This is a genomic window from Micromonospora zingiberis (assembly GCF_004331455.1).
GTDB lineage: Bacteria > Actinomycetota > Actinomycetes > Mycobacteriales > Micromonosporaceae > Micromonospora > Micromonospora zingiberis.
On record NZ_SJJR01000005.1, the window covers coordinates 242,349 to 266,058 of the forward strand.

Consider the following 23,710-nt stretch of genomic DNA (forward strand, 5'->3'; position numbering starts at 1 on the left):
CCGTCACCCCTCTTCGCAAGGAGTACGACATGTTCAAACTCAATGGGAGCCGGCGGGCCGTGCTCGGCGTTGCCGGTGCGGCACTGCTCACTCTCTCGATGGCCGCGTGTGGCGAGCAGGAGAGCGGCGACCAGCCTGGTGCGGGTCCGTCCGTGTCGGCCGCGCCGGACTCGGATCTCGCCGCGAAGGTGCCGGACGCGATCAAGGCGGACGGTGTGATCAAGGTCGGCACCGATGCGACGTACGCCCCGGCGGAGTTCCTCGACACCGACGGCAGCACGGTGATCGGCTTCGACGTCGAGCTGTTCAACGCGGTCGCGCAGAAGCTCGGCCTGAAGGCGGAGTACGAGTCGGCGCCGTTCGACGCCATCCTGCCGGGTGTGGACTCCGGCAAGTACGAGATCGGTGTCTCCTCGTTCACCATCAACGCCGAGCGGTTGCAGACCGTCAACATGGTGAGCTACTTCTCCGCGGGCACCCAGTGGGCCACCAAGGTCGGCAACCCGGCCCAGGTGGACCCGAACAACGCCTGCGGCAAGAAGGTCGCCGTGCAGGTCGGCACCGTGCAGCTCGACGACATCCAGGCCCGGTCGAAGAAGTGCACCGACGCCGGCCAGCCGGAGATCAGCATCGACCAGTACCAGGCGCAGAGCGACGCCACGGCCGCCGTGGTCAGCGGCAAGAACGACGCCATGCTGGCTGACTCGCCGGTCGGCGCGTACGCGGTGCAGCAGAGCAACGGCCAGCTTGAGGTGCTCGGCGACATCTACGAGTCGGCGCCGTACGGCTACGCGGTGAAGAAGGACCAGGCGGCGTTCGCCGAGGTGCTGAAGGAGGCCGTGCAGGCGGTCATCGCCGACGGCAGCTACGAGGCGGCGCTGAAGAAGTGGGGCGTCGAGGGTGGCGCGATCACCACGTCGGAACTGAACCCGACCAGCTGACATGTCTGTCGGCACCGATTCACCCGAGCGGGCACGGCCGGAACCCATCCAGGCCGTGCCCGTGCGGCATCCCGGGCGGTGGGTCGCCGTCGCCGTCATCGGGGTGCTGGTCGCCATGTTCGTGCACCTGCTGGTGACGAATCAGGCGTTCAACTGGTCGTTCATGGTCGACAACATGTTCCGGCCGCCGATCATGGCCGGCGTGCGCGGCAGCATCGCGCTGCTGGTGACCTCCATGCTGATCGGTATCGTGCTGGGCGTCGTCATCGCGGTCATGCGGCTGTCGGAGAATCCGATCCTGCGCGGCGTCTCCTGGGCGTACACCTGGTTCTTCCGGGCGGTGCCCCGGCTGGTGCTGGCGATCCTCTTCGGCAACCTGGGCATCCTCTGGGCTCGCATCGAGTTCGGGTTGCCCTTCGACCGGCAGATCGGCGCGCTGTTCGGAATCCAGGACTTCGAGGCCCGGCTGTTCGGCTTCTCGGCGGTGGACATCCTCACCGGGTTCGTCGCCGGCATGCTCGCGCTCGGCCTCTCCGAGGCGGCGTACATGGCGGAGATCATTCGGGCCGGCATCCAGTCGGTCGACGAGGGCCAGACGGAGGCTGCCCAGGCACTGGGCATGACCCGCGGCCAGATCCTGCGCCGCATCGTGCTGCCGCAGGCCATGCGGGTGATCGTCCCGCCGACCGGAAACGAGACGATCGCGATGCTCAAGGACACCTCGCTGGTGGCCTTCGTGCCGGTCTCCGCCGAGCTGTTCTTCCAGCTCCGGGCGGTCGGTAGCCGGACCTTCCAGGTTTTCCCGATGTTGGTCGCGGCGACCATCTGGTACCTGCTGTTGAGCAGCGTGCTGCTGGTCGGGCAGTACTACCTGGAGCGGCACTTCGCCAAGGGCATCGGCCGCGCCGGCCAGGCGAAGGCCCGGCTGCGGGGCATGGCGGTCGGTGGGGGCGGCGTCACCGGAGGGGGAGGGGGCGTATGACCGGGGTGACCGTGCCGGGCCAGGCCGGCGTGCCGGCGGCGGAGTCCGGCCCGATGGTGCACGCCGAACAGGTGCACAAGTCGTTCGGGTCGATCGAGGTGCTCAAGGGCATCGACCTACAGGTACGGGCCGGGGAGGTGTGCTGCCTGCTCGGGCCCTCCGGGTCTGGCAAGTCGACGTTCCTGCGCTGCATCAACCACCTGGAGAAGATCAACGCCGGGTGGATCCGGGTGGACGGTGAGCTGATCGGCTACCGGGAGCGCGGCGGCAAGCTGCACGAGATGCGGGAGAAGGAGGTCGCCGCGCAGCGTCGTGCCATCGGCATGGTGTTCCAGCGGTTCAACCTCTTCCCGCACAAGACCGCCCTGGAGAACGTCACCGAGGCGCCGCTGCTGGTGCGCCGGGAGAAGCGGGCCGAGGTCCGCGACCGGGCGGCGGCGCTGCTGGAGCGGGTCGGGCTCGGTGACAAGCTGGGCAACTACCCGAGCCAGCTCTCCGGCGGGCAGCAGCAGCGGGTGGCGATCGCCCGGGCGCTGGCCATGAAACCGAAGCTGATGCTCTTCGACGAGCCGACCAGTGCGCTCGACCCGGAGTTGGTTGGCGAGGTGCTGGACGTGATGAAGGACCTGGCCCGCGACGGCATGACGATGATCGTGGTGACCCACGAGATCGGTTTCGCCCGGGAGGTCGGCGACTCGCTGGTCTTCATCGACGGCGGGGTGGTGGTCGAATCCGGCAACCCCCGTGAGGTGATCGCCAACCCGCAACACGAGCGGACCAAGACCTTCCTGGCCAAGGTGCTCTGACGGGCGTGGTACCCGGCGCGACGGACGCCGTCGCGCCGGGGCCGCACCGCTCACCCGTGACCCGTGCGGCCGGCTCAGGGCAGGTCGTCGGCGGCGAGTTCCGCCACGTACCGGGCCAGCGCGTCGGTGGACCGGTGCCCCTTGAGCTGGTACGTCCGCAGCGCGCCGCGCAGCTCGCCCAGCCCGGACGGCAGGTCGCCGAGGTCGATCCGGGCCCGCCCCGACTGCTCCCGCGCCTCCGCCTCGATCAGCACGTCGCCGGCCGTTCGCGCCTGCGTGACGGCGCGTTCGGCGTACGACAGGGCGTCGCGCGCCGTGCCGGCCTCCCGGTGGGTACGGGCCAGCCCGACCAGGATCTCCGCCACGTCGCGGGCCCCGCAGCCGGCCTCCGCCAACTCCAGCGCGGCGGCGTAGTGCGCGATGGCCTCCCGGTACCGTCCGGTGAGCAGGTGTGCCTCGCCGAGATTGCTGCGTACGAGAGCGCGCAGGTGGGTGGCGTCGGTGAGGGTACGGCTCTGCTGCTCGGCCTCGGTGAGTCGGCGGATCGCCTCCTGCGGTCGGCCGGCGTTGTTCTCGATCGCCGCGAGGTTGAGCAGCGCCGTGGCGGCGCCGAGCTGGTCGCCCGACGCCTGCCGGAGCTGGTACGCCCGGCCGCCGCAGCGGGCCGCCTCGTCGTGCCGGTCGAGCAGGCTGAGTGGGATGGCGAGTCGACTGGCGATCAGCGCCTCTCCGGCGACGTCACCGGCCACCCGGGCCGCCTCGCCGGCCAGCGTGTACAGCTGCACCCACCGGTCCCGATGCTGCCGGCGGAACAGCCAGCCGTACATCGCGGCGGCGATCTGCCAGGCCAGCCGGGGATGCCGGGCGGCGGCCGACTCGACCGCGGCGACCAGGTTGTCGGCCTCGGCGTCCAGCCAGGCCAGGGCGGCGGCCGGCGTGCCGAACCGGATGCCCGGATCGGGGGAGTCGAAGTTGGGCCGTTCCGCCGGGCGGAGCGTACGGTCCGCCTCGTTCGTGGCGTCCCGATACCAGTTCAGCACGCGGACGAGGGCCGCCTCGGCCTCCTCGGGCCGGGTCGCCGCCTGTTCGGCGGCGAAGAGTCGCACCAGATCGTGCAGTTGGTGGCGGTCTTCGGCGATCGGCTGCACCAGATGCGCGGCCGACAGTTGGTCGAGCAGCGCCCGGGCGGTGGTGACCGGCACATCGGCCAGCGCCGCGGCGGCCCGGGTGGACGGCCGCTGGCCGGGGTGCACGCCGAGGCTGCGGAACATCGCCCGGATCGGCTCCGGCAGCGCCCGCGCGGAGACGCCGAGCGCGGCCCGGACCGACACGTCCTCGGTGGCGAGCAGGCCCAGGCGGGAGCCCTCACCGGCCAGTCGGTCGGCGAGCGCCGCGGCGCCGCCCTCGTCGAGCTGGGCGGAGGCGATCCGCAGGGCCAGTGGCAGCCGGTCGCAGAGGGCGGCGACGCGGCGCAGCGAGGCGCGCTGCGCCGGACCGGCGACCCGGACGAGCAACTCGTCCGCCTCCTGCTCGGTCATCGGCGTCACCGACAGTCGGCCGATGCCGTGCGAGGCCACCAGCCCGTCCAGCCGGTGCCGGCTGGTGACGAGCAGCAGGTGTTCCCCGCTGCCGGGCAGCAGCGGCCGGACCTGGGCGGAGGTGGCGACGTTGTCCAGCACCACCACCATCGCCGTCCGGTGCGCCAGCTCGGTCCGGTAGCGGGCGGCACGCTCCTCCGGGTCGGCCGGGATGGCTTCGCCCGGCACGCCGAGCGCCCGCAGGAACCGTTCCAGCACCGCCTCCGGCGGCAGCGGCGGCGCGTCGTCGTTGCCCCGCAGGTCGGCGTAGAGCTGCCCGCCGATGTCGGGCCGCCGGGAGCGGGCGTGCGCCCAGTGCAGTACCAGCGCGGTCTTGCCGACTCCGGGCGGTCCGACCAGGGCGACCGTCCGCGTCCCGCCGTCCACCAGTTCGTCGAGGTGGGCCAGCTCCCGTTGCCGACCCACGAACCCCGCCGGCACCGCCGGTAGCTGGGCGGGCCCGGGCGGTGCGGCCGTCGTGGTCGGTGTGCCGGCCGTCGGCGGCAGCGACCGCAGTAGCTCCAGGTGCAGGCGCCGCAGTGCGGGGTCGGGGTCGGTGCCCAGCTCCGCGGCGAGCCAGCGACGGTGCCGTTCGTACGCGCGCAGTGCCTCCCCGGCGCGTCCGGCGGCGACGAGCGCCCGCATCAGCAGCGCGGTGAAGCGTTCCCGGCTCGGGTGCTGCGCGGCCAACGGCGTCACCGCGTCCACCACCGACGAGGCGTCGGCCCCGGCGTTGAGTTCCGCCTCGTAGCACTGCTCCAGGGCGGTGAGCCGGGCGTCTTCGAGCGCCTGCACCTCGGGGGGCGCGGGGCGGTTCGGCAGCCAGCCGCCGAAGGCCGGGCCGCGCCACAGGCCGACGGCCGCGCGCAGCATGTCGCGTCGCTGTGGCCAGTCGAGACCCTCCTGGTCGCCACGGGCGCGGGCGAGCAGTTGGCGGAACCGGTGGGCGTCGACGGCCTCCGGATCGAGCACCATCCGGTAGCCGTCCCCGCTGGTCAGGATGGCGATCCGGTCTTCGCCGAGTCCGCCGCTGGTCAGCGCGGCCCGCAGTTCGGAAATCCGTGAATGGATCATGGAGCGGGCGGTCCGTGGGGCGCGGCCCTGCCAGAGCGCCTCGACCAGGTCGTCGGTCGGCACGACGGCGTCGGGCCGCAGCGCCAACAGACCCAGCAGGAGACGGTGCATCCGGCGGCCGGGAACGATCGCGGCGTCGCCGTGGCCGACCTCGATGGGACCGAGCAGGCGGAGCTCCAACGGCGTCCCCGAGTCGACTAGGCAGGATGGCGAGCCGCCAGCCTAGTACCGCCACACCCGTTGCCGGATCCCGCCCCGGGTCGACCGCCCAGCGCACCGGAGGTCGGCCGGGCGGGTGTTTTCGTCGAGGAGTTGGGCGAGGCGCGGACCGGTCCGTGCCATGGGCCCGGCCCGCGCCATGCGGCCACAGCTCGGCGGAACCTGACGGGCGGCCCACGGCCCGTGGTCCGCCCGCCCCCGAATTGGATCCGCCGTGCCCGGGATTCCCTCGGGCGTGGTGCCGGCCTTACAGCCTTGCCGCTGCCCCTTCCCGTTTTCTTCCCGCCGGTCCGAGCCGGGACGCCGACGAGAAGATCCTGGCGACGCCGGGCACGAACCGCGCCGCGGCCGGGCCGGGTCGGCCGGCCGAGCGTGGCAGCCGGGCTGCGGCAGGCGGCGGTGACCGCACGACCGGCGATTCGCGGAGTTGTCGGCGGTACGGACTAGAGTCGCACCGTGACAGCTACGACGCCGCGCCTGCTCCTCGTCGACGGACACTCCCTGGCCTACCGGGCGTTCTTCGCCCTGCCGGTGGAGAACTTCTCCACCACGACGGGGCAGCCGACCAACGCGGTCTACGGCTTCACCTCGATGCTGATCAACGTGCTGCGCGACGAACGGCCGACCCACATCGTGGTCGCCTTCGACGTCTCCCGCCGCTCCTTCCGCACCGACAAGTACGCGGAGTACAAGGCCGGCCGCAGCGAGACCCCGACCGACTTCAAGGGGCAGGTCAGCCTGGTCAAGGAGGTCCTCGCGGCGCTGCGGGTGCCGGTGGTGGAGAAGGACGGCTACGAGGCCGACGACATCATCGCCACCCTCGCCTGCCAGGCCCGTGACCAGGGCATCCCGGTGCTGATCTGCACCGGTGACCGGGACGCCTTCCAACTCGTCGACGAGCAGATCACCGTGCTCTACCCGCGCAAGGGCGTCTCCGACCTGGCCCGGATGGACCCGGCGGCGGTCGAGGCCAAGTACGGCGTCGTGCCCGGCCGCTACCGGGACCTGGCCGCGCTGGTCGGCGAGAAGAGCGACAACCTGCCCGGCGTCCCTGGCGTCGGCGACAAGACCGCCGCCAAGTGGATCAACCTGTACGGCGGGGTGGAGGGCATCATCGCCCGCGCCGACGAGATCAAGGGCAAGGCCGGCGACAGCCTGCGTGAGCGGCTCGCCGACGTGATCCGCAACTACGACATCAACTGCCTGGTCGCCGACCTGGAACTACCGATCCGCCCCGACGACGCCCGCTGGCCGGGGTGGGACCGCGAGGCGGTGCACCAGGTCTTCGACACCCTCCAGTTCCGCATCCTGCGCGACCGTCTCTACCAGTACCTCGACGCGGTCGAGCCGGAGGCAGAGGCCGGCTTCGAGCTGGCCGGCGAGGTGCTCACCGGCCCCGGCGCGGTGACCGGCTGGCTGGCCACCCATGCCCCGGCGGGCACCCCGGCCGGGGTGGCGGTCAAGCTCGACACCGGTCCCAACCGGCGGCACACCGCCACCGTCACCGGCATCGCCCTGGCCACCGCCGACGGCGCGGCGGCCTGGTTCGACCCGAGCCTGCTCGACGCGGCCGACGAGGCGGCCCTCGCCGGGTGGTGGGGTGACGAGACCCGCCCCAAGGTGCTGCACGACAGCAAGCCCGCCGTGCTCGCCTTCGCCGCGCACGGCTGGGACCTGGCCGGCATCGCCCGGGACACCCAGATCGCGGCCTACCTGGCCCGGCCCGACCAGCGTTCCTACGACCTGACCGACCTGGCGCTGCGCTACCTGCACCGGGAGTTGCGGGTCGACGTACCCGACGACGGCCAGCTCACCCTGGACGGGTTCGGCGGCGACAGCGAGGCCGAGCAGAATCTGATGCTGCACGCCCGGGCCACCCTCGACCTGGCCGAGGCGATCGACGCCGAGCTGTCCCGCGACGGCGAGCAGTCCGCCCGGCTGATGGCCGGGGTGGAGCTGCCGTTGATGCGGGTCCTCGCCGGCATGGAGCGCACCGGCATCGCCGCCGACACCGACTACCTGTCCGAGCTGGAGGCGCACTTCGCCGCCGAGGTGAAGGCCGCCGCGCAGAGCGCGTACGCGGTGGTCGGTCGGGAGTTCAACCTCGGCTCGCCCAAGCAGCTCCAGGAGATCCTCTTCGGTGAGCTGGCGCTGCCGAAAACCAAGAAGATCAAGACTGGCTACACCACCGACGCCGACGCCCTCCAGTGGCTCTACGCGCAGACCGAGCATCCGCTGCTGCACCACCTGCTGCGCCACCGGGACGTGGCCAAGCTCAAGTCGACGGTGGACGGCCTGCTCAAGTCGGTCTCCGACGACGGGCGCATCCACACCACGTTCAACCAGACGGTGGCGGCCACCGGCCGGCTCTCCTCCACCGAGCCCAACCTGCAGAACATCCCCATCCGCACCGAGGAGGGGCGTCGGATCCGTCGGGCGTTCGTGGTGGGGGAGGGCTACGAATGCCTGCTCACCGCCGACTACAGCCAGATCGAGATGCGGATCATGGCGCATCTGTCGGGTGACGAAGCGCTGATCAAGGCGTTCAACTCCGGCGCCGACTTCCACGCCGCGACCGCCTCCTCGGTCTTCGGGGTGCCGGTGGCCGAGGTCGGTCCGGACCAGCGGCGCAAGATCAAGGCGATGAACTACGGCCTGGCGTACGGGCTGAGTGCCTTCGGCCTCTCCCAGCAGCTCGGCATCACCGCCGAGGAGGCACGCGGGCTGATGGAGGTCTACTTCGCCGGCTTCGGCGGTGTCCGTGACTACCTGCACGAGGTGGTCGCCCGGGCCCGGCAGGACGGCTACACCTCCACCATCCTCGGCCGTCGCCGCTACCTGCCCGACCTGGTCAGCGACAACCGGCAGCGCCGGGAGATGGCCGAGCGGATGGCGCTCAACGCGCCGATCCAGGGCTCCGCCGCCGACATCATCAAGGTCGCCATGCTGCACGTCGACACCGCCCTGCGCGATGCCGGGCTGCGTTCCCGGATGCTGCTGCAGGTCCACGACGAGTTGGTCTTCGAGGTGGCGCCCGGAGAGCGGGCCACGCTGGAGGAGCTGGTCCGCCGCGAGATGGGTGGGGCGTACCCGCTCTCCGTACCGCTGGAGGTCTCCGTCGGCGAAGGCCGCGACTGGAACAGCGCCGACCACTGATCCCGGCGGCCCCATCGCCAGATCTTGGTACGAAAGCGCCCCCAGATGGGCGCTTTCGCACCAAGATTTACCCGACGCGGCGGGTTCGGCGTTCCTTGGGCGGGGCGCCGTGCCGCTGGAGGGCCTTGCGGGACGGGCCGCCGGGCGGCGGCAGCGGGGCCTTGACCGGGTCGTGGCCCCAGTTCATCAGGGAGTAGCGCCACCGGGTCGCGCGGACGTCGCCGCTCGGCCGCTGCGCCATGTGTCGCCGGACGTACCCGACGACCTTGCGCATGTGTTTGAAGTCGGCCTCGGTGAGCTGGTCGCGTTTGCGGCGCAGCAGGTCGATGATCCGGCGGCCGGACTGGTGGCCGACCGACTCACCGCCCTTGCTGCCCCCGCGCCAGCCGACGTGCTTGGACTCCTCGGTCTCCAGCCACGTGGACAGCTCGCCGGGCTTCATGTTCACCGCCTCGGTGAACTCCCGGTAGGTCTGGTCGGGATCGTCACGACTGCTCACGGCGCAGCACCTCCGGCCGGTGCGCGACGTCCCTGCCCGAGTCGTCGTTGCGGATCCGGTACTGCGGCTCCTCCGGGGACGCGTTCACCGCGTGTCCGCGTACGTGGGTGCGTTCGGTCAGTTTCTCCTTGACGACTCCGTACGCCCGGCCGCTGTGGCTGGCCCAGGAGACGTGGTCGCCCGCGCGGAACTCCTTGTCGGCCATGCCGCCGGGTTACCCGGGCTCACCGGGCGGAAACGACCAGGCGGTACGCGGTGCACGGGGTCCCGGTTGTCGGCTGGCTCAGCGGGCCGCCGACCGCCGGGGTGGCGCGTGGCGCGGCCGGGGGCGTGGCCGAGGTCAGCCGGCGGGTTTCTCGGTGACGAAGATGGCGGTGCCGGGGAAGAGGCGGCCCCGCAGCGGGCTCCACTGCCCCCAGATTCCCTGGTGTCCCTCGGGCCAGTCCGGTTCCACCAGGTCCACCAGCCGGAAGCCGGCGGCGACCAGCTCGCGGACCCGGTCGCCGAGAGTGCGGTGCTGCTCGACGTAGCTGGCCACGCCGCGCTCGTCCTGCTCCACGTACGGGCGGGTGTCGAAGTACGAGTGCACGGCGGTCAGCCCACCCTCGCCCGGGTCGTCGAGGAAGACCCACCGCATCGGATGGGTGACCGAGAAGACCCAGCGGCCGCCGGGGCGCAGCACCCGGTGCACCTCGCGCATCAGCGCCGCCGAGTCGTCGACGAAGGGCACCGCGCCGAACGCCGTGCAGGCGATGTCGAACGTCTCGGCCGCGAACGGCAGCGCCAGCGCGTCGGCCTGGGCCAGCGGTACGCGTACGCCGCTGCGCTCGGCGGCCTGCCCGGCGTGGCGCAACATGCCGGCGGAGAGGTCCACGGCGACCGGCCGGGCACCCTGGGTGGCCAGCCAGCGGGCGCAGGCCGCCGCCCCGCAACCCACCTCCAGCACCCGGCGTCCGGCCACCTCGCCGAGCAGCCGGGCGTCGGCCTCGCGCAGCCCCTCCGGGCACCAGACGAAGTCCACGTCACCCAGGAAGTGCCCGTGTTCGGCCTGGTACGCGTCGGCGTCCGCGTCCCACCAGCGGCGGTTGGCGTGGCGCGCCTCGGCGTCGCCGACCCGGCGCCGGGTCACCCGGTTGTCCTCGTCCACCCGCTCACGCTAGGCCCCGGCCAGCCCGCTCCCGGCGGCGCCCCGGCACCTGGCCCCGGGTGTCGTGCCGCGCCCGGCGCCCGTCGCCCGGACAGCGTGGCCCGGCCAGCGTGGCCCGGGTGGCGTGCGGACCGGGTGGCGTGCGCGCCCGGCGACCGTCGCCCGGGTGTCGTGCCCGCCGGGCGACCGTGGCCCCAGCCCTCGGGGACGTGCCGGGGCAGGGCCGGTGCTCTGGGCGTCCGTGGGGCGGTCGGGCGAAATCTCCGCTTTCGCGGGTGGTGCGGCGATGAGGAGACGGGAGGGCTTGCACGCTGTGGTAATGCAGCGGGTAGGGTAGAGGATGCGCTCGCGGATCGTGTGCCTCGGCAGGGAGCAGGTGCGCGGTCGACGGAGTCACATCAAGATCTCGTTCAGCGATTTTTGGGTGGGCCCGCCGACGGATCCGTTGGCGCGCACAGGTCACTGCGACACCAGCCTGCTGTGACACACATCCGACCGGAGCAACCGCCCACATGACGAGCAGCATCGAGGCCCCCTCGAGCGCCACCAAGGTCACCGTCGACGACCTCGGCTCCGAGGAAGCTTTCCTCGCCGCGATCGACGAGACCATCAAGTACTTCAACGACGGCGACATTGTCGAAGGCACCGTCGTCAAGGTCGACCGGGACGAGGTCCTGCTCGACATCGGCTACAAGACCGAGGGCGTCATCCCCTCTCGGGAGTTGTCGATCAAGCACGATGTGGATCCGGCAGAGGTCGTCTCGGTCGGTGACCACATCGAGGCCCTCGTCCTCCAGAAGGAGGACAAGGAGGGGCGGCTGATCCTCTCCAAGAAGCGGGCGCAGTACGAGCGGGCCTGGGGCACGATCGAGAAGATCAAGGACGAGGACGGCGTCGTCCGCGGTTCGGTCATCGAGGTGGTCAAGGGTGGCCTCATCCTCGACATCGGGCTGCGTGGCTTCCTGCCCGCCTCCCTGGTCGAGATGCGGCGGGTGCGCGACCTGCAGCCGTACGTCGGACGCGAGCTCGAAGCCAAGATCATTGAGCTGGACAAGAACCGCAACAACGTGGTCCTGTCCCGCCGGGCCTGGCTGGAGCAGACGCAGTCCGAGGTGCGCACCGAGTTCCTCAACAAGCTCCAGAAGGGGCAGGTCCGCAAGGGCGTCGTCTCCTCGATCGTCAACTTCGGCGCGTTCGTCGACCTTGGCGGCGTGGACGGTCTGGTGCACGTCTCCGAGCTGTCCTGGAAGCACATCGACCACCCGTCCGAGGTCGTCGAGGTGGGCCAGGAGGTCGAGGTCGAGGTCCTGGACGTCGACCTGGACCGCGAGCGGGTCTCGCTGTCGCTGAAGGCGACCCAGGAGGACCCGTGGCGGCAGTTCGCCCGCACCCACGCGATCCAGCAGATCGTGCCGGGTAAGGTCACCAAGCTGGTGCCGTTCGGTGCGTTCGTCCGGGTGGACGACGGCATCGAGGGCCTGGTCCACATCTCCGAGCTGGCCGAGCGCCACGTCGAGATCCCGGAGCAGGTCGTCCAGGTCGGCTCCGAGGTCATGGTCAAGGTCATCGACATCGACCTGGAGCGCCGCCGGATCTCGCTGTCGCTCAAGCAGGCCAACGAGGGCTTCGTCGAGGGCGAGGAGCACTTCGACCCGACCCTCTACGGCATGGCCGCGACCTACGACGCCGAGGGCAACTACATCTACCCGGAGGGCTTCGACCCGGAGACGGGCGAGTGGCTCGAGGGGTACGACAAGCAGCGCGAGACCTGGGAGAACCAGTACGCCGAGGCTCGGCAGCGTTGGGAGGCGCACCAGAAGCAGGTGCAGACCTCTCGGGCCGCCGAGGCCGAGGCCGCTGCCAACCCGCAGCCCGCCGCCACCGGCACCACCACCTCGACCAGCGCGGCCCCCAGCCGCCAGGCCGAGGAGCCGGCCGGCACGCTGGCCACCGACGAGGCGCTCGCCGCACTGCGGGAGAAGCTCGCCGGCGGTAAGTGACCCACTGCCGAAGACGAGGGCCCTGCCCCGACCCGGGATCATCCGGGTCGTGGCGGGGCCCTCGCCGTTGGCGGGACGGCGCGCGGGCAGCCCGCTCCCGTTTGGTGCCCCGGGGAAGATCGGGTTGACTGGTTGCCGTGCTGAGGGTGGGTTTGACCGGCGGGATCGGGTCCGGTAAGAGCGCGGTGGCGCGGCGGCTGGTCGAGCGCGGTGCGGTGCTCGTCGATGCCGACCGACTCGCCCGGGAGGTGGTCGCGCCGGGCACCGACGGGCTGGCCGAGGTGGTGGCCGTCTTCTCCGAGCGGGTCCTCGACGCCGACGGCGCACTGGACCGGGCCGCCCTCGCCGATCTGGTCTTCACCGACGAGGCGGCCCGTCGGCGGCTCGAGGCGATCGTCCACACCCGGGTGCGGGCCCGTACGGCCGAGCTGGTCGCCGCGGCCCCCGGGGACGCGGTGGTGGTCAACGACGTGCCGCTGCTGGTGGAGGTGGGACTCGCGCCCACGTACCACCTGGTGGTGGTGGTGCAGACGGCGGTGGCGACCCGGCTGGAGCGGCTGACCCGCGACCGGGGAATGAGTCGTGCGGACGCCGAGCGGCGGATCGCCGGCCAGGCCGACGACGCCCGCCGCGCCGCGGTGGCGGACGTGCTGCTCACCAACGACGGCACCCTGGCGCAGCTGCATGCCGCCCTCGACGCGCTCTGGTACGACCGGTTGGTGCCCTTCGAGGACAACGTGCGACATCGGCGGGCGGTCCGGGCACGTCCGGTGACGCTGACCGAACCGGATCCGACCTGGCCCCAGCAGTACGCCCGGCTGGCCGCCCGGATCCGGCACGCGATCGCCCCGGCGGACCTGCGGATCGACCACATCGGCTCGACCGCGATGCCGGGTCTGGCCGCCAAGGACGTGATCGACATCCAGCTCAGCGTGCCGTCCCTGGCCGATGCCGACGGACCGTTGGCGCAGCGACTCGCCGACGCCGGCTTCCCCCGGCTGCCCGGCGAGTGGTGGGACACCCCCCGACCGGCCGGCGGTGACCGGTGGGAGAAGCGGCTGCACGGCAGCGCGGATCCGGCCCGCCCGGTTCATCTGCACCTGCGGGTGACCGGATCACCCGGTTGGCGGTACGCCCTGTTGATGGGGGACCACCTGCGCGCCGACCCGGACCGGCGGGCCGCGTACCTGGTGCTCAAGCGGGAGCTGGCGGCGTCGGCACCGGACAGCGGCGCGTACGCCACGGCGAAGGACCCGTGGTTCGACGAGGAGCACCTGCGGGCGGAGGAGTGGGCGGCCCGGACCGGATGGCGTCCGTAGCCGCGCACCGCATGCGAGCTGACGGGTCGTGCCGGGATCAGCGGGTCTTGGCCGGCTTCTTCAGCTGTGGCACCCGGCCAGGGGTCAGGTCGAGCTGCGCCCAGGCACCGCCCCGGCTCGGCAGTTCCAGCCGGCGCAGCAGACCGGACCGGTCTACCCAGTAGCGTGCCGCGCTCGCCCCGGTGCCGACCTCGACCACGTCGACCACGCTGCCGGCGATGTTGTCGCCGCGTACCCGGCGGGCGGTGCCGGCGGGACCACTGCCTCGGGCGGCCCGCAGCGCGGTGGCCACGAGTGGATCCAGCGCGTCGGTGTGGTGCGCGCCGGTCTGCCATCCGGTGGCGGGCGGTGGCAGCGGCGGTGGCTCCGTGAGGTTGCCCGATGACGGCGCCGCCATCCGGGTGACCTTGTCGCGGTCCTGCCGGACCAGGGTCCGGGTGCCGTCGGTGTCGAGATCGGTGACGCCGAGGTAGGCGGTGCGCGAGGTCCAGCTCAGCCAGCCGGTGCCGCGCAGGTTGGTGCCGGCCGACGCCGGGACGGTCAACGTGACGGTCGCGCCGCCGGCGGCCCGCAACCGGTCGGACAGGCGCCGCCAGCGGTCCCGTTCGGCGGTGTTGAGAGCGCGGGGCAGGCCGGGGCGACCGCCCAGCGCGTCGACCGGCCGCAGGGTCGGCCGGTCGGTGCGGTTCAGCTGTACGGTGACCGGCCCGACCGCCGTGACTGTGGTCTCCAGCCGGTGCAGCCGCCCCGCGGAATCCAGCCAGTAACGGGTACCGGTGACCGCCGGCTCGGCGACCGGCGGTGCGGCCTCCAGGATGTCGACGTCCTCGCCGTTGCGGTGGTCGCGGCCGACCCAACGGCCCGACACTTGATCGGTCGGGTCGGGCCGATCGGCGCCCAGCGCGAAGATCATGGCCAGCAGGGGTGCCAGCCGTTGGTCGGCCGGCACCCGCCAGCCGTCGGTCGGTGGGATCAACGGTGGCATCGCGGGCGCCGGGACCGCGGCCGGATCGGGCCGGATCACCAGGACGGTGGGGCTGGCCTGGGCCAGACCGCGCAGTGGGCCGGCGCCGGGCCCGCCCACGTCGAGGTAGACCAGTTGCCGGGCCCAGTCGACCCAGCCGAGCAGGTCGGTGCGGCTCGTGCCGTCGCCGACCGTGACATGCAGGCCGGCGCGCAGGTCGCGGTAGTTGGTCACCCGCATCACGGCCAGCCGGTCCCGCTCGGCCGAGGTCAGCTCGCGTGCCGCCGGCCCGTCCGGGGCCCAGTTGACCAGGGTGGCCACCAGCATGATGGCGGCGACCACGGCGGTCAGGGCGAGCCCGGTGAGGGTGAGTCGGCGGTGGCGGGCTGATCTCTGCCGGGCCTCGTCGGCGTCCTCGTCGACCCCGGCGAGGTCGTCGTCGGTGGGGTCGGCGGCGGCCGGGTCGAGTAGGCGGTGGGTGAACCCGGCGCGGCGTTCCCCGGGCCGCTGGCCCGGCTGGCCGGTGGCCTGCTCGGCGCTGCCGAGACCGAGCCCGGCGGGTGGCCCGATGCCGGCGCGATGTCGCCGGGGACCGCCGCGGTGCCGCCGGTCGGTTCGGCTGCCCGGAGCACCCGCCGGGGGGCCGGAGCGGGCAGGGCTGGCGGTCGGTTCGTCCGGACCGGGACGATCGGTGCTGCGGGCGCCGGGTACCGGTCGTGAGCTGTTCTCCACGGGAGGATGAACGCCTCGGACCAGGCTCGGGTGACGACGTGGCGGCGCTCGCGGCGGCCGGTCTGCGCTTTGTCAGCGCGACCACGTCGGGTGCGCACGCCGCATTGCCGGGTGCTGCGACCCACTGTGCCGGGGGCGGCGTGGCCTGTGCGGCCCGCCACCGGCCCGGTCGGCCGCCGCGAGCGGCCTACGGCAAAAGCGTAGCCGGGTGAGAAGGACCACACAATGCGAATATTGAGGCCGATCACGTGCTGGGCGTAGTCGCCCCGGAGTGTCGGGCCCCCGGCGTACGGTGGGGTCATGGCGCTCGACATTCCCCGGCTCGACGGCCGCTTCCAGGTCGTCAGCGAGTTCCAGCCGGCCGGCGACCAACCGGCGGCGATCGACGATCTGGAGCGGCGGGTCCGCCGTGGTGACCGGCACACCGTGCTGCTCGGCGCGACCGGCACCGGCAAGAGCGCCACCACGGCCTGGTTGGTCGAGCGGTTGCAGCGTCCCACGCTGGTGTTGGCGCCCAACAAGACGCTCTGCGCCCAGCTCGCGAAGGAGTTCAGCGAGCTGCTGCCGGACAACGCGGTGGAATATTTCGTCTCCTACTACGACTACTACCAGCCCGAGGCGTACATCCCCCAGACCGACACGTACATCGAGAAGGATTCCTCGATCAACGAGGAGGTCGAGCGGCTGCGGCACTCGGCGACCATGTCGCTGCTCACCCGCCGCGACGTGGTGGTGGTCGCCACCGTGTCGGCGATCTACGGGCTCGGCACCCCGGAGGAATACCTCGACCGGGCGGTGCGGGTCGCCGTCGGCCAGGAGTTGGATCGCGACCAGCTGCTGCGCCGGCTGGTCGACATCCAGTACGCCCGCAACGACATGGCCTTCCAACGCGGCACCTTCCGGGTCCGCGGCGACACCCTGGAGATCATTCCGGCGTACGAGGAACTGGCCGTGCGGATCGAGCTGTTCGGCGACGAGGTGGAGAAGCTCTACTACCTCAACCCGCTGACCGGGGACGTGGTGCGTGAGGTCGACCACCTGCTGATCTTCCCGGCGACGCACTACGCGGCCGGTCCGGAGCGGATGGAGCGGGCGATCCGCGACATCGAGGTCGAGCTGGCCGAGCGGCTGGCCGAGTTGGAGCGGCAGGGCAAGCTGCTGGAGGCGCAGCGGCTGCGGATGCGCACCACGTACGACATCGAGATGATGCGGCAGGTCGGCTTCTGCTCCGGCATCGAGAACTACTCGATGCACATCGACGGCCGGCTGCCCGGCAGCCCGCCGCACTGCCTGCTCGACTACTTCCCCGACGACTTCCTTACCGTCGTCGACGAGTCGCACGTGACCATCCCGCAGATCGGCGGCATGTTCGAGGGCGACGCCTCCCGCAAGCGGATGCTGATCGACCACGGGTTCCGGCTGCCCAGCGCCGCCGACAACCGGCCGTTGCGGTTCGACGAGTTCCTGGAGCGGGTCGGCCAGATGGTCTTCCTGTCGGCCACCCCGGGGCCGTGGGAGCTGGAACACGCCCAGGGTGAGTACGTCGAGCAGGTGATCCGCCCGACCGGCCTGGTCGACCCGGAGGTCGTGGTCAAGCCGACCAAGGGCCAGATCGACGACCTGATGCACGAGATCAAGCTGCGCACCGAGCGCGACGAGCGGGTGCTGGTCACCACGCTGACCAAGAAGATGGCCGAGGACCTGTCGGACTACCTCCTGGAGAACGGCATCCGGGTGCGTTACCTGCACTCCGAGGTCGACACGCTGCGCCGGGTGGAGTTGCTGCGCGAGCTGCGTCGGGGCGACTACGACGTGCTGGTCGGCATCAACCTGCTGCGGGAAGGGCTCGACCTGCCCGAGGTGTCCCTGGTGGCGATCTTGGACGCGGACAAGGAGGGCTTCCTGCGCAGCGGCCGGTCGCTGATCCAGACCATCGGCCGGGCGGCCCGTAACGTCTCCGGACAGGTGCACATGTACGCCGACAAGATCACGCCGTCGATGGCCGACGCGATCGAGGAGACCAACCGGCGGCGGGCCAAGCAGACCGCGCACAACGAGGCGCACGGGATCAGCCCCGAGCCGCTGCGCAAGAAGATCCACGACATCCTCGACGACATCTACCGGGAGGCGGAGGACACCGAGGCGACCCGGGTCGGCGGTGCGGTGCGGCAGTTGTCCCGGGGCAAGGCCCCGGTCAAGGAGACCCGCAGTCGGGTCCGCCCCGGCGCTGGCACGCCGGCCCGGGAGGGCATGGCGCGGGCCGAGTTGGCGCAGCTCATCCAGGAACTCAACGACCAGATGCTGGCCGCCGCGCGGGAGTTGCAGTTCGAGTTGGCCGCCCGGATCCGCGACGAGGTCGCCGATCTCAAGAAGGAACTGCGTGGCATGGACGCCGCCGGGGTGCGCTGAGCCTGACCTTCTCGCCGCTAGCTGTGCCAGCCGGGGAGAATAGCGGAATGCGAGCGTCCTATTGCGCTGGGTGATCGTCGTGCGTACTCTCCCTCCGTGGGGAGGCGGGGATGCCGTTACCAACGAGTCCGGTCATTCGACGAGCGCGACTCGGCGCCGAGCTGCGACAGCTCCGGCGACGAGAGGCACTGACGCTGGAACAGGTGTGTGACCGGCTCGGTTGGGCATCCACCTCGAAGCTGTCCCGCATCGAGTTGGGGCAGAGCCGGCCCGATCTGGCCGACGTGCTGGACCTGCTCGACGTCTATCAGGTGCCGCCGTCGCAGCGCGATGCGTTGATCGTCATCGCCCGCGATGCCGCTACCAGCCGAGGCTGGTGGAAGGCGCTGGGCGAGATGGGCGAGCGGCAGCGCACGTACGCCGAACTCGAAGCCGGCGCGGCGGGCATCGTGGAGTTCCAGCCCTCGATCGTGCCGGGCCTGTTGCAGACCCCGGCGTACGCACGCCTGCGCATCGCCGCCGGCCAGCTCATGGATCCCGAGGTGGATGTCGAGGCCGATCTGCGGGCCCGGGCCGCCCGGCACGCGGTGCTGCGCCGGGTCGAGCCGCCGCGCTACACGGCGCTGATCACGGAGGCGGCCTGCGAGGCGGCCGGTGACCCGGTCGAGGTCCGGCGCGAGCAGCTGCGGCACCTGCTCGAACTGACCGGGTTGCCGCACGTGACGATCCGGCTGCTGCCGGCCGGGGTCGGGTGGGGGCCGGTGCCGCTCACCCCGTTCTCCTGCTACTCGTTCCCTGATCCGGCGGATCCGCGGACGGTGATGCTGGAGGCGTTGACCATGGATGTCCGGCTGACCACCGCGACCGACGTCGACCGGTACGAGCGGATGACCGACTGCCTGCTGGCGGTGGCGCTGCCGGAGCAGGAGACGGCCCAGGCGCTGACCCGCTGGCTGGACGGGTGAGTGGTGGCGCGTCGACACCGGGCCCGGCGCCCCCGTAGCCGTCGGGAGTCGGTGCCGACGCGAGGCGCAGGATAGGTCAGGGGTACGACAATTTTACCGACGTCGCCGCCGACCAGGGTGACTCGCGGATCTTGGTGCGAAACGGCCTCTATGGGGACCGTTTCGCACCAAGATCCGCGGCTAGGACGAGGCGGGTACGTCGAGGAAATGCTCGACCCGGGGCGGGGCGGCGAAGTGCGGGGCGATCAGCTCCCGCCATCGGACGAATCGCTCACTGGCCCGGAAGTTCTGTTCGTGCGCCTCGACCGAGTCCCACTCGACCAGCAGCACGAATCGGGAGGGGGACTCCACACCTCGGGTCATCCGCACCGAGCGGCAGCCGGGGGTGCCGGCCAGCACCGGGTGTCCCTCGGCGTACGCGGCGGCGAAGGCGTCCTCCCGGCCGGGTACCACGTCGATGAGCGCGACCTCTAGAACCATGCCGGCAGCCTGCCATGTCGGGGCGCGGTTCGGTGTCCGGGCCGGCGAGATTCTCATCCCCCGGGCCGCCGTACATCCCCTAGCCTCCTAGGAAACCTAGGCGGTGTGGCGGCGTCCACGCCTGAGGGTGGACCGCCCTACGACCGACGGCCGTCGTGCGCCACAATGGTCGGCGCGGAGGGGAGTACTCCCCTGTGGCGGAGTCGTCAGCACGGTCGGCACCGGTTCTCCCGGTGGCTCGGCCCGGCGCCGCCGGTCGCCGTCGGTGGCGGTGGCGGAAGAGACCTCCGACAGCCACTGTGCCAGCGTGGTCGGCAGGCGGCCGTCTCCCCGGTGAGGCGTGCGGTGTGCCGGTTGCTGGGTGCCTGCCGGAGGATGAGACTGTGAATGTGTCCGGACTCGTGTGGGCGATCACGCTCGTCGCGCTGACCGCGGTGCTCCTGGTGGACCTGTTCATCATCGGGCGGCGTCCGCACGAGCCGAGCGTGCGTGAGTCGAGCCTCTGGGTCGCCTTCTATGTGGGGCTTGCCCTGCTCTTCGGCGTCGGGCTCTGGCTCACCGCCGGGGGGAGCGTGGCCGGGCAGTTCTACACCGGCTGGCTGACCGAGTACAGCCTCTCGGTGGACAACCTCTTCGTCTTCATGATCATCATGGCGCGCTTCGCGGTGCCCCGGCAGTACCAGCAGAAGGTGCTGCTCATCGGCATCGTGCTGGCGCTGGTCATGCGGGGCGGCTTCATCGCCGCAGGAGCCGCGCTGATCTCGCAGTTCAGCTGGGTCTTCTACCTTTTCGGCGCCTTCCTGATCTACACCGCGGTCAACCTGGCCCGGCAGGGCGAGTCGGCCGAGGAGGAGTTCCAGGAGAACGTGCTGATCCGGTGGAGCCGCCGGGCGCTACCGATCTCCCGGGGCTACGACGGGGCGCGGCTGACCGCGCGGGAGCAGGGCCGGCGGATGTTCACCCCGATGCTGATCGTCATGATCGCGATCGGGACGACCGACCTGATCTTCGCCCTGGACTCGATCCCGGCGATCTTCGGTATCACCCACGAGCCGTACCTCGTCTTCACCGCCAACGTCTTCGCGCTGATGGGGCTGCGGCAGCTCTACTTCCTGTTGGGCGGGCTGCTGGACCGGCTGATCTACCTGAGTTACGGCCTGGCGGTGGTGCTCGGCTTCATCGGGGTCAAGCTGATCCTGGAGGCGCTGGCCGACAACAACCTGCCCTTCCTCAACGGCGGTGACCCGGTGGGCTGGGCTCCGCACATCCCGATCTGGCTCTCCCTGCTGGTGATCGTGGCCACCCTGGCCGTGGCGACGGTGGCCAGCCTGGTCAAGTCGTCGCGGGACCGGCGGCGGGAACTCGCCGGGGCGCGCGGCTGAGGCGACGCCGTCGGTCACCTCAGAACCTGCGGGCATCCACCAGGGTCGCGGTGCGTTCGGGGGGCAGCCGCTCCTCCAGCACCTTGCGGTGCCGGTAACAGGCGTGCAGCATGCGCCGCTCGCCGTGCCCCTGTGGCGCGGCGGTGACGATGCCGATGTGGTGGACCCGGCTACCGGGTTGGGCGAAGGTGTAAAGGTCACCGGGGCGTTCCGTGCCCAGTTCGACCCGCTGCGCGGCGGCGGCCTGGTCGCTGGCGTCGCGGGGGAGTGGCACGCCGAGCCGGCGCCAGGTCAGGTGGACCAGCCCGGAACAGTCGATCCCGTACGCCGACAGGCCGCCCCACAGGTAGCCGACGTCGAGCAACCGCGATGCCACGGCCAGTATCTCCGCGGCGGTGGGTGGCCTGGTCGGTGCCGGCGCCAGATGCACCGCCGGTAGCCACAGCGGCTCGTCGTGCCCGGGCAGATGGACCGGGCGCCAACCGTCGAGCGGCGGGCCGGCCGGCACCAGGCGGGTGCCGAGGACCACCCCGGGCAGCGCGACCGGACCGTCCGGCCTGGTGTGCAGGGCGGTGACGGTGGCGTCCACGACGACCTGTGGCGTGCCGTCGGCGGCCGTTCGGGCCGGGGTCAGGTGCGCTGCCGGCAGCCAGCCCGGGTAGCCGCGCGGGTCGAGGCGGGCGGACGCCTGTTCCACCGCCACCACCTGTGCCCAGCCGTCCGGACGGAGCGCGGTGATCAGCACCCGCTCGCCGAGCAGAAGCTGACTGAGCACGCAGCCGCCGACCCGCTGGTCCGGGTCCAGGCCGGCGACCCACGCCCCGACGTCGGCGGGTGTGCCGAGCGCCGGGGCGTCGACCGGTCGGACTGCTTCGGGGGCCTGCCACAGGGCGCCGACGGTGACCCGAACCACCGCCTCGGCGCCCTGTTGCACATCGACCCCCCGGCCGGTTGCACCCCCAACTGTCGGACCCTATGAAACTTTCCGACAGCTATCAACCATCGGCGTGAATTAATGCTTCGGAGACCGAGGTGATGCCGAGTCCGGGTGCGTCCGGCAGGACGACGTGCGCCGCGTCGTACCGGAGGCCGCCCGAGACCGGCGAGCTGGCCAGCCACCACGCCGCGTCGAGGTCGTTGACGGCGGTGCCGGGGTGGGCGGCGGCCAGGCTGGCGGCGGCGCCCACCCCCACCTGACTCTCCATCATGGAGCCCACCAGCGTGCCCACGCCGTGCGCGGCGGCGAGTTCCAGCATCGTCCGCGCGGTGGACAGCCCGCCACACTTGGACAGCTTCACGTTGACCAGGTCGGCCGCCCGGCGGCGGATCAGCTCCACCAGGTCCCGCAGGTCGAAGACCGACTCGTCGGCGAGGATCGGGGTCTGCACCCGGTCGCTGACCCAGCCCAGCCCGTCCAGGTCCCGCCGGTGGACCGGCTGCTCGACCAGGTCGACGCCGAGCCCGGCGTCTTCGATGCCGCGGATGACCCGGACCGCCTCGCGTGGGGTCCAACCCTGGTTCGCGTCCAACCGGATCCGCACCCCACCGCCGACCGCGTTGCGGACCGCGCGGACCCGGTCCAGGTCGCCGGCGGCGTCCGTGCCGACCTTGAGCTTGAGTACCCCGAAACCCTCGGTGACGCGCCGGCGAGCCGCCGCCACCACCTCCGCCACGTCACCGGCGGCGAGGGTGATGTCGGTGGGTATCCGCAGGCGGGTGCCGCCGAGCAACCTGACCAGCGGTACGCCGAGACGTTGGGCGGCCAGGTCGTGCAGGGCCACGTCGACCGCGCACCGGGCGGCCTCGTTGCCGGCCACCGCCCGCCGTACCTCGGCGCACCGGGCCGTCAGGTCGTCCGGGTCGCGGCCGGTCAGGGTCGGCGCGAGCAGTTCGCGTACGCACGCCTCGGCCCCGGCGACCGAGGCACCGGTCACCTGCCAGACCTGCGGTGCCTCGCCGAACCCGGAGCGGCCGTCGGCGTCGACGAGCTCCACGACCAGGGTGTCGACTGTGGTGGTGCGGCGTAGCGCGGTGACGAAGGGGGTGTGCAGGGCAGCGGTGAGACGATGGGTGCGTATCGCGGTGATCGTCATGTGCGGCACCCTATCGGCGCGACCTGCCGCCGTGGGGCGACGGCGGGGCGCCGGCCGGGGTCACGGTCGGCCGGTGGCGGCGGAGTTTACGGGCCGGCGGGGGTGAGGTCGTGGCGGGCCCGCCAGACCCGGGCCGAGATGTCGGCGACCAACCGGCGGGCCGCGATGTCGGTGTCCTCGCTGCGCTGACCGTCCCTGAGCCGGGTGGTGGTGCAGACCACGAGCAGGTAGGGCGCGGCGTCGTCGGGGAAGACCACCGCCGCGCCGTGCCGGACGCCGCGGACCCAGCCGTTCTTGTGGGCGAGGCGGGTGCCGGCGGGTAGCCCTTCGGCGACGTCCTGCCGGATCTGCTGGGCGCAGAGCACGTCGAGCATCGCGGCGCAGCCGGCGGGCGAGGCGATCGGCCCGGCCCGGGTGGCGCCGGTGGCGACGGCGCCGAGCAGGGCGGCCAGGTCGGCGGCGGTGACCAGGTTGCTGATGCCGGCCTCGCGGGCGGCGAAGTCCTCGATGCCGCGTCCGGTGACGCTGTGCCGGGCACCGGCCCGAGCCCAGACCTGCGCCACGGCGGGCAGCCCGACGTGCTCGATGAGCAGGTTCGTGGCGAGGTTGCTGGACCGTACGATCATCCGCTCGGCGAGCCACCGCAGTGGGGCCCGCTGCCCGAGCCGGTCCCAGACGGCGGGGTCGTTGTCGTGCTGGCGGACGCAGGAGAAGGGTGGCGCGTCCGGTCGGGCCGAGATGAACCGGTTGGCGACCTCGACCGGGGTGTCCAGGTCGGGCCCGCCGGCCTCGGCGCTGCGGTGCAACGCGGCGAGCACCGCCAGTTTCATCGTGCTCGCCGCGTAGTGGGTGGCCTCGGCGTGCCGGGTCCAGGTGGGCGGGGCGTCGAGGCGGCCCGCGTACACCGAGATGGTGCCCGGCACCGCGTCGAGACGCGCGTCGAACCCCCCGAAGATCACCCGCCG

General features: G+C 72.0%; 18 protein-coding genes. 9 read left to right on the plus strand and 9 right to left on the minus strand.

Annotation, left to right across the window (positions count from 1 at the left end; genetic code table 11):
- Positions 1–29: 29 nt before the first annotated feature.
- Genes E0H26_RS10545 through E0H26_RS10555 form a run of 3 tightly spaced genes read left to right on the plus strand, consistent with a single transcriptional unit; the run spans position 30 to position 2,729 of the window.
- Complete coding sequence (locus tag E0H26_RS10545; protein ID WP_131303391.1) at positions 30–941, plus strand: ABC transporter substrate-binding protein; 912 nt, start codon at positions 30–32, stop codon at positions 939–941.
- Between the two features lies 1 nt (position 942).
- Positions 943–1,923: an amino acid ABC transporter permease gene (locus E0H26_RS10550; RefSeq protein WP_131303392.1), complete on the plus strand. Its 981-nt coding sequence runs from the start codon at positions 943–945 to the stop codon at positions 1,921–1,923.
- The gene (locus E0H26_RS10555; protein WP_131303393.1) at positions 1,920–2,729 is read left to right on the plus strand and encodes an amino acid ABC transporter ATP-binding protein; all 810 of its coding nucleotides are present in this window, start codon (positions 1,920–1,922) and stop codon (positions 2,727–2,729) included. Before E0H26_RS10550 ends, E0H26_RS10555 begins: the two co-directional genes overlap by 4 nt.
- A gap of 74 nt (positions 2,730–2,803) precedes the next feature.
- On the opposite strand, the gene E0H26_RS10560 is transcribed toward E0H26_RS10555, so the two are convergent.
- The gene (locus E0H26_RS10560; RefSeq protein ID WP_131303394.1) at positions 2,804–5,560 is read right to left on the minus strand and encodes an AfsR/SARP family transcriptional regulator; all 2,757 of its coding nucleotides are present in this window, start codon (positions 5,558–5,560) and stop codon (positions 2,804–2,806) included.
- Positions 5,561–6,055: 495 nt separating this feature from the next.
- On the opposite strand from E0H26_RS10560, the gene polA reads away from it, so the two are divergent.
- Positions 6,056–8,755, plus strand: coding sequence for a DNA polymerase I (gene polA / locus E0H26_RS10565; protein ID WP_131303395.1), 2,700 nt, complete (start codon positions 6,056–6,058; stop codon positions 8,753–8,755).
- A 67-nt stretch (positions 8,756–8,822) separates the two neighbouring features.
- On the opposite strand, the gene E0H26_RS10570 is transcribed toward polA, so the two are convergent.
- From E0H26_RS10570 to E0H26_RS10580, 3 genes are all read right to left on the minus strand, one after another.
- The gene (locus tag E0H26_RS10570) at positions 8,823–9,254 is read right to left on the minus strand and encodes a DUF3140 domain-containing protein (RefSeq protein ID WP_131303396.1); all 432 of its coding nucleotides are present in this window, start codon (positions 9,252–9,254) and stop codon (positions 8,823–8,825) included.
- Positions 9,241–9,459, minus strand: coding sequence for a hypervirulence associated TUDOR domain-containing protein (locus E0H26_RS10575; RefSeq protein ID WP_131303397.1), 219 nt, complete (start codon positions 9,457–9,459; stop codon positions 9,241–9,243). The genes E0H26_RS10570 and E0H26_RS10575 overlap by 14 nt, the downstream gene beginning before the upstream one ends.
- A 135-nt stretch (positions 9,460–9,594) precedes the next feature.
- Entirely contained in the window at positions 9,595–10,401 is an 807-nt protein-coding gene (locus E0H26_RS10580) for a class I SAM-dependent methyltransferase (RefSeq protein WP_131303398.1), read from the minus strand.
- A 512-nt stretch (positions 10,402–10,913) separates the two neighbouring features.
- Here E0H26_RS10580 and rpsA point away from each other — a divergent pair.
- Together rpsA and coaE are read left to right on the plus strand one after the other, a co-directional pair.
- Entirely contained in the window at positions 10,914–12,401 is a 1,488-nt protein-coding gene (rpsA, locus tag E0H26_RS10585) for a 30S ribosomal protein S1 (protein ID WP_131303399.1), read from the plus strand.
- A 137-nt stretch (positions 12,402–12,538) separates the two neighbouring features.
- Positions 12,539–13,720 carry a dephospho-CoA kinase gene (gene coaE / locus E0H26_RS10590; protein WP_131303400.1) on the plus strand — a complete coding sequence of 394 codons (1,182 nt, stop codon included), beginning with the start codon at positions 12,539–12,541 and terminating at the stop codon, positions 13,718–13,720.
- A gap of 37 nt (positions 13,721–13,757) precedes the next feature.
- On the opposite strand, the gene E0H26_RS10595 is transcribed toward coaE, so the two are convergent.
- Complete coding sequence (locus E0H26_RS10595) at positions 13,758–15,416, minus strand: hypothetical protein (RefSeq protein ID WP_206025004.1); 1,659 nt, start codon at positions 15,414–15,416, stop codon at positions 13,758–13,760.
- Between the two features lie 300 nt (positions 15,417–15,716).
- Here E0H26_RS10595 and uvrB point away from each other — a divergent pair, with 300 nt between their 5' ends.
- Both uvrB and E0H26_RS10605 read left to right on the plus strand, forming a co-directional pair.
- Entirely contained in the window at positions 15,717–17,825 is a 2,109-nt protein-coding gene (uvrB, locus tag E0H26_RS10600; protein WP_131303401.1) for an excinuclease ABC subunit UvrB, read from the plus strand.
- A 110-nt stretch (positions 17,826–17,935) separates the two neighbouring features.
- A complete protein-coding gene (locus tag E0H26_RS10605; RefSeq protein ID WP_131303402.1) occupies positions 17,936–18,790 on the plus strand; it encodes a helix-turn-helix domain-containing protein in 855 nt (284 codons plus the stop codon).
- A 180-nt stretch (positions 18,791–18,970) separates the two neighbouring features.
- On the opposite strand, the gene E0H26_RS10610 is transcribed toward E0H26_RS10605, so the two are convergent.
- Positions 18,971–19,270 carry an antibiotic biosynthesis monooxygenase family protein gene (locus E0H26_RS10610; protein WP_131303403.1) on the minus strand — a complete coding sequence of 100 codons (300 nt, stop codon included), beginning with the start codon at positions 19,268–19,270 and terminating at the stop codon, positions 18,971–18,973.
- A gap of 383 nt (positions 19,271–19,653) precedes the next feature.
- On the opposite strand from E0H26_RS10610, the gene E0H26_RS10615 reads away from it, so the two are divergent.
- The gene (locus E0H26_RS10615; protein ID WP_131303404.1) at positions 19,654–20,652 is read left to right on the plus strand and encodes a TerC family protein; all 999 of its coding nucleotides are present in this window, start codon (positions 19,654–19,656) and stop codon (positions 20,650–20,652) included.
- A gap of 19 nt (positions 20,653–20,671) precedes the next feature.
- Here E0H26_RS10615 and E0H26_RS10620 read toward each other — a convergent pair whose 3' ends face one another.
- From E0H26_RS10620 to E0H26_RS10630, 3 genes are all read right to left on the minus strand, one after another.
- A complete protein-coding gene (locus E0H26_RS10620) occupies positions 20,672–21,586 on the minus strand; it encodes a C40 family peptidase (RefSeq protein ID WP_131303405.1) in 915 nt (304 codons plus the stop codon).
- 61 nt (positions 21,587–21,647) lie between these two features.
- Positions 21,648–22,745: a mandelate racemase/muconate lactonizing enzyme family protein gene (locus E0H26_RS10625; protein ID WP_131303406.1), complete on the minus strand. Its 1,098-nt coding sequence runs from the start codon at positions 22,743–22,745 to the stop codon at positions 21,648–21,650.
- A gap of 86 nt (positions 22,746–22,831) precedes the next feature.
- On the minus strand, positions 22,832–23,704 hold the full coding sequence (locus E0H26_RS10630; protein WP_131303407.1) for a serine hydrolase: 873 nt from the start codon (positions 23,702–23,704) through the stop codon (positions 22,832–22,834).
- Between the last annotated feature and the right edge of the window lie 6 nt (positions 23,705–23,710).

Bases quoted from the DNA above. Each gene is read 5' to 3' on its own strand.
- E0H26_RS10545 (WP_131303391.1), top strand. From the start codon at position 30: ATGTTCAAACTCAATGGGAGCCGGCGGGCCGTGCTCGGCGTTGCCGGT.
- E0H26_RS10550 (WP_131303392.1), top strand. From the start codon at position 943: ATGTCTGTCGGCACCGATTCACCCGAGCGGGCACGGCCGGAACCCATC.
- E0H26_RS10555 (WP_131303393.1), top strand. From the start codon at position 1,920: ATGACCGGGGTGACCGTGCCGGGCCAGGCCGGCGTGCCGGCGGCGGAG.
- E0H26_RS10575 (WP_131303397.1), bottom strand. From the start codon at position 9,459: ATGGCCGACAAGGAGTTCCGCGCGGGCGACCACGTCTCCTGGGCCAGC.
- rpsA (WP_131303399.1), top strand. From the start codon at position 10,914: ATGACGAGCAGCATCGAGGCCCCCTCGAGCGCCACCAAGGTCACCGTC.
- uvrB (WP_131303401.1), top strand. From the start codon at position 15,717: ATGGCGCTCGACATTCCCCGGCTCGACGGCCGCTTCCAGGTCGTCAGC.
- E0H26_RS10605 (WP_131303402.1), top strand. From the start codon at position 17,936: ATGCCGTTACCAACGAGTCCGGTCATTCGACGAGCGCGACTCGGCGCC.
- E0H26_RS10610 (WP_131303403.1), bottom strand. From the start codon at position 19,270: ATGGTTCTAGAGGTCGCGCTCATCGACGTGGTACCCGGCCGGGAGGAC.
- E0H26_RS10625 (WP_131303406.1), bottom strand. From the start codon at position 22,745: ATGACGATCACCGCGATACGCACCCATCGTCTCACCGCTGCCCTGCAC.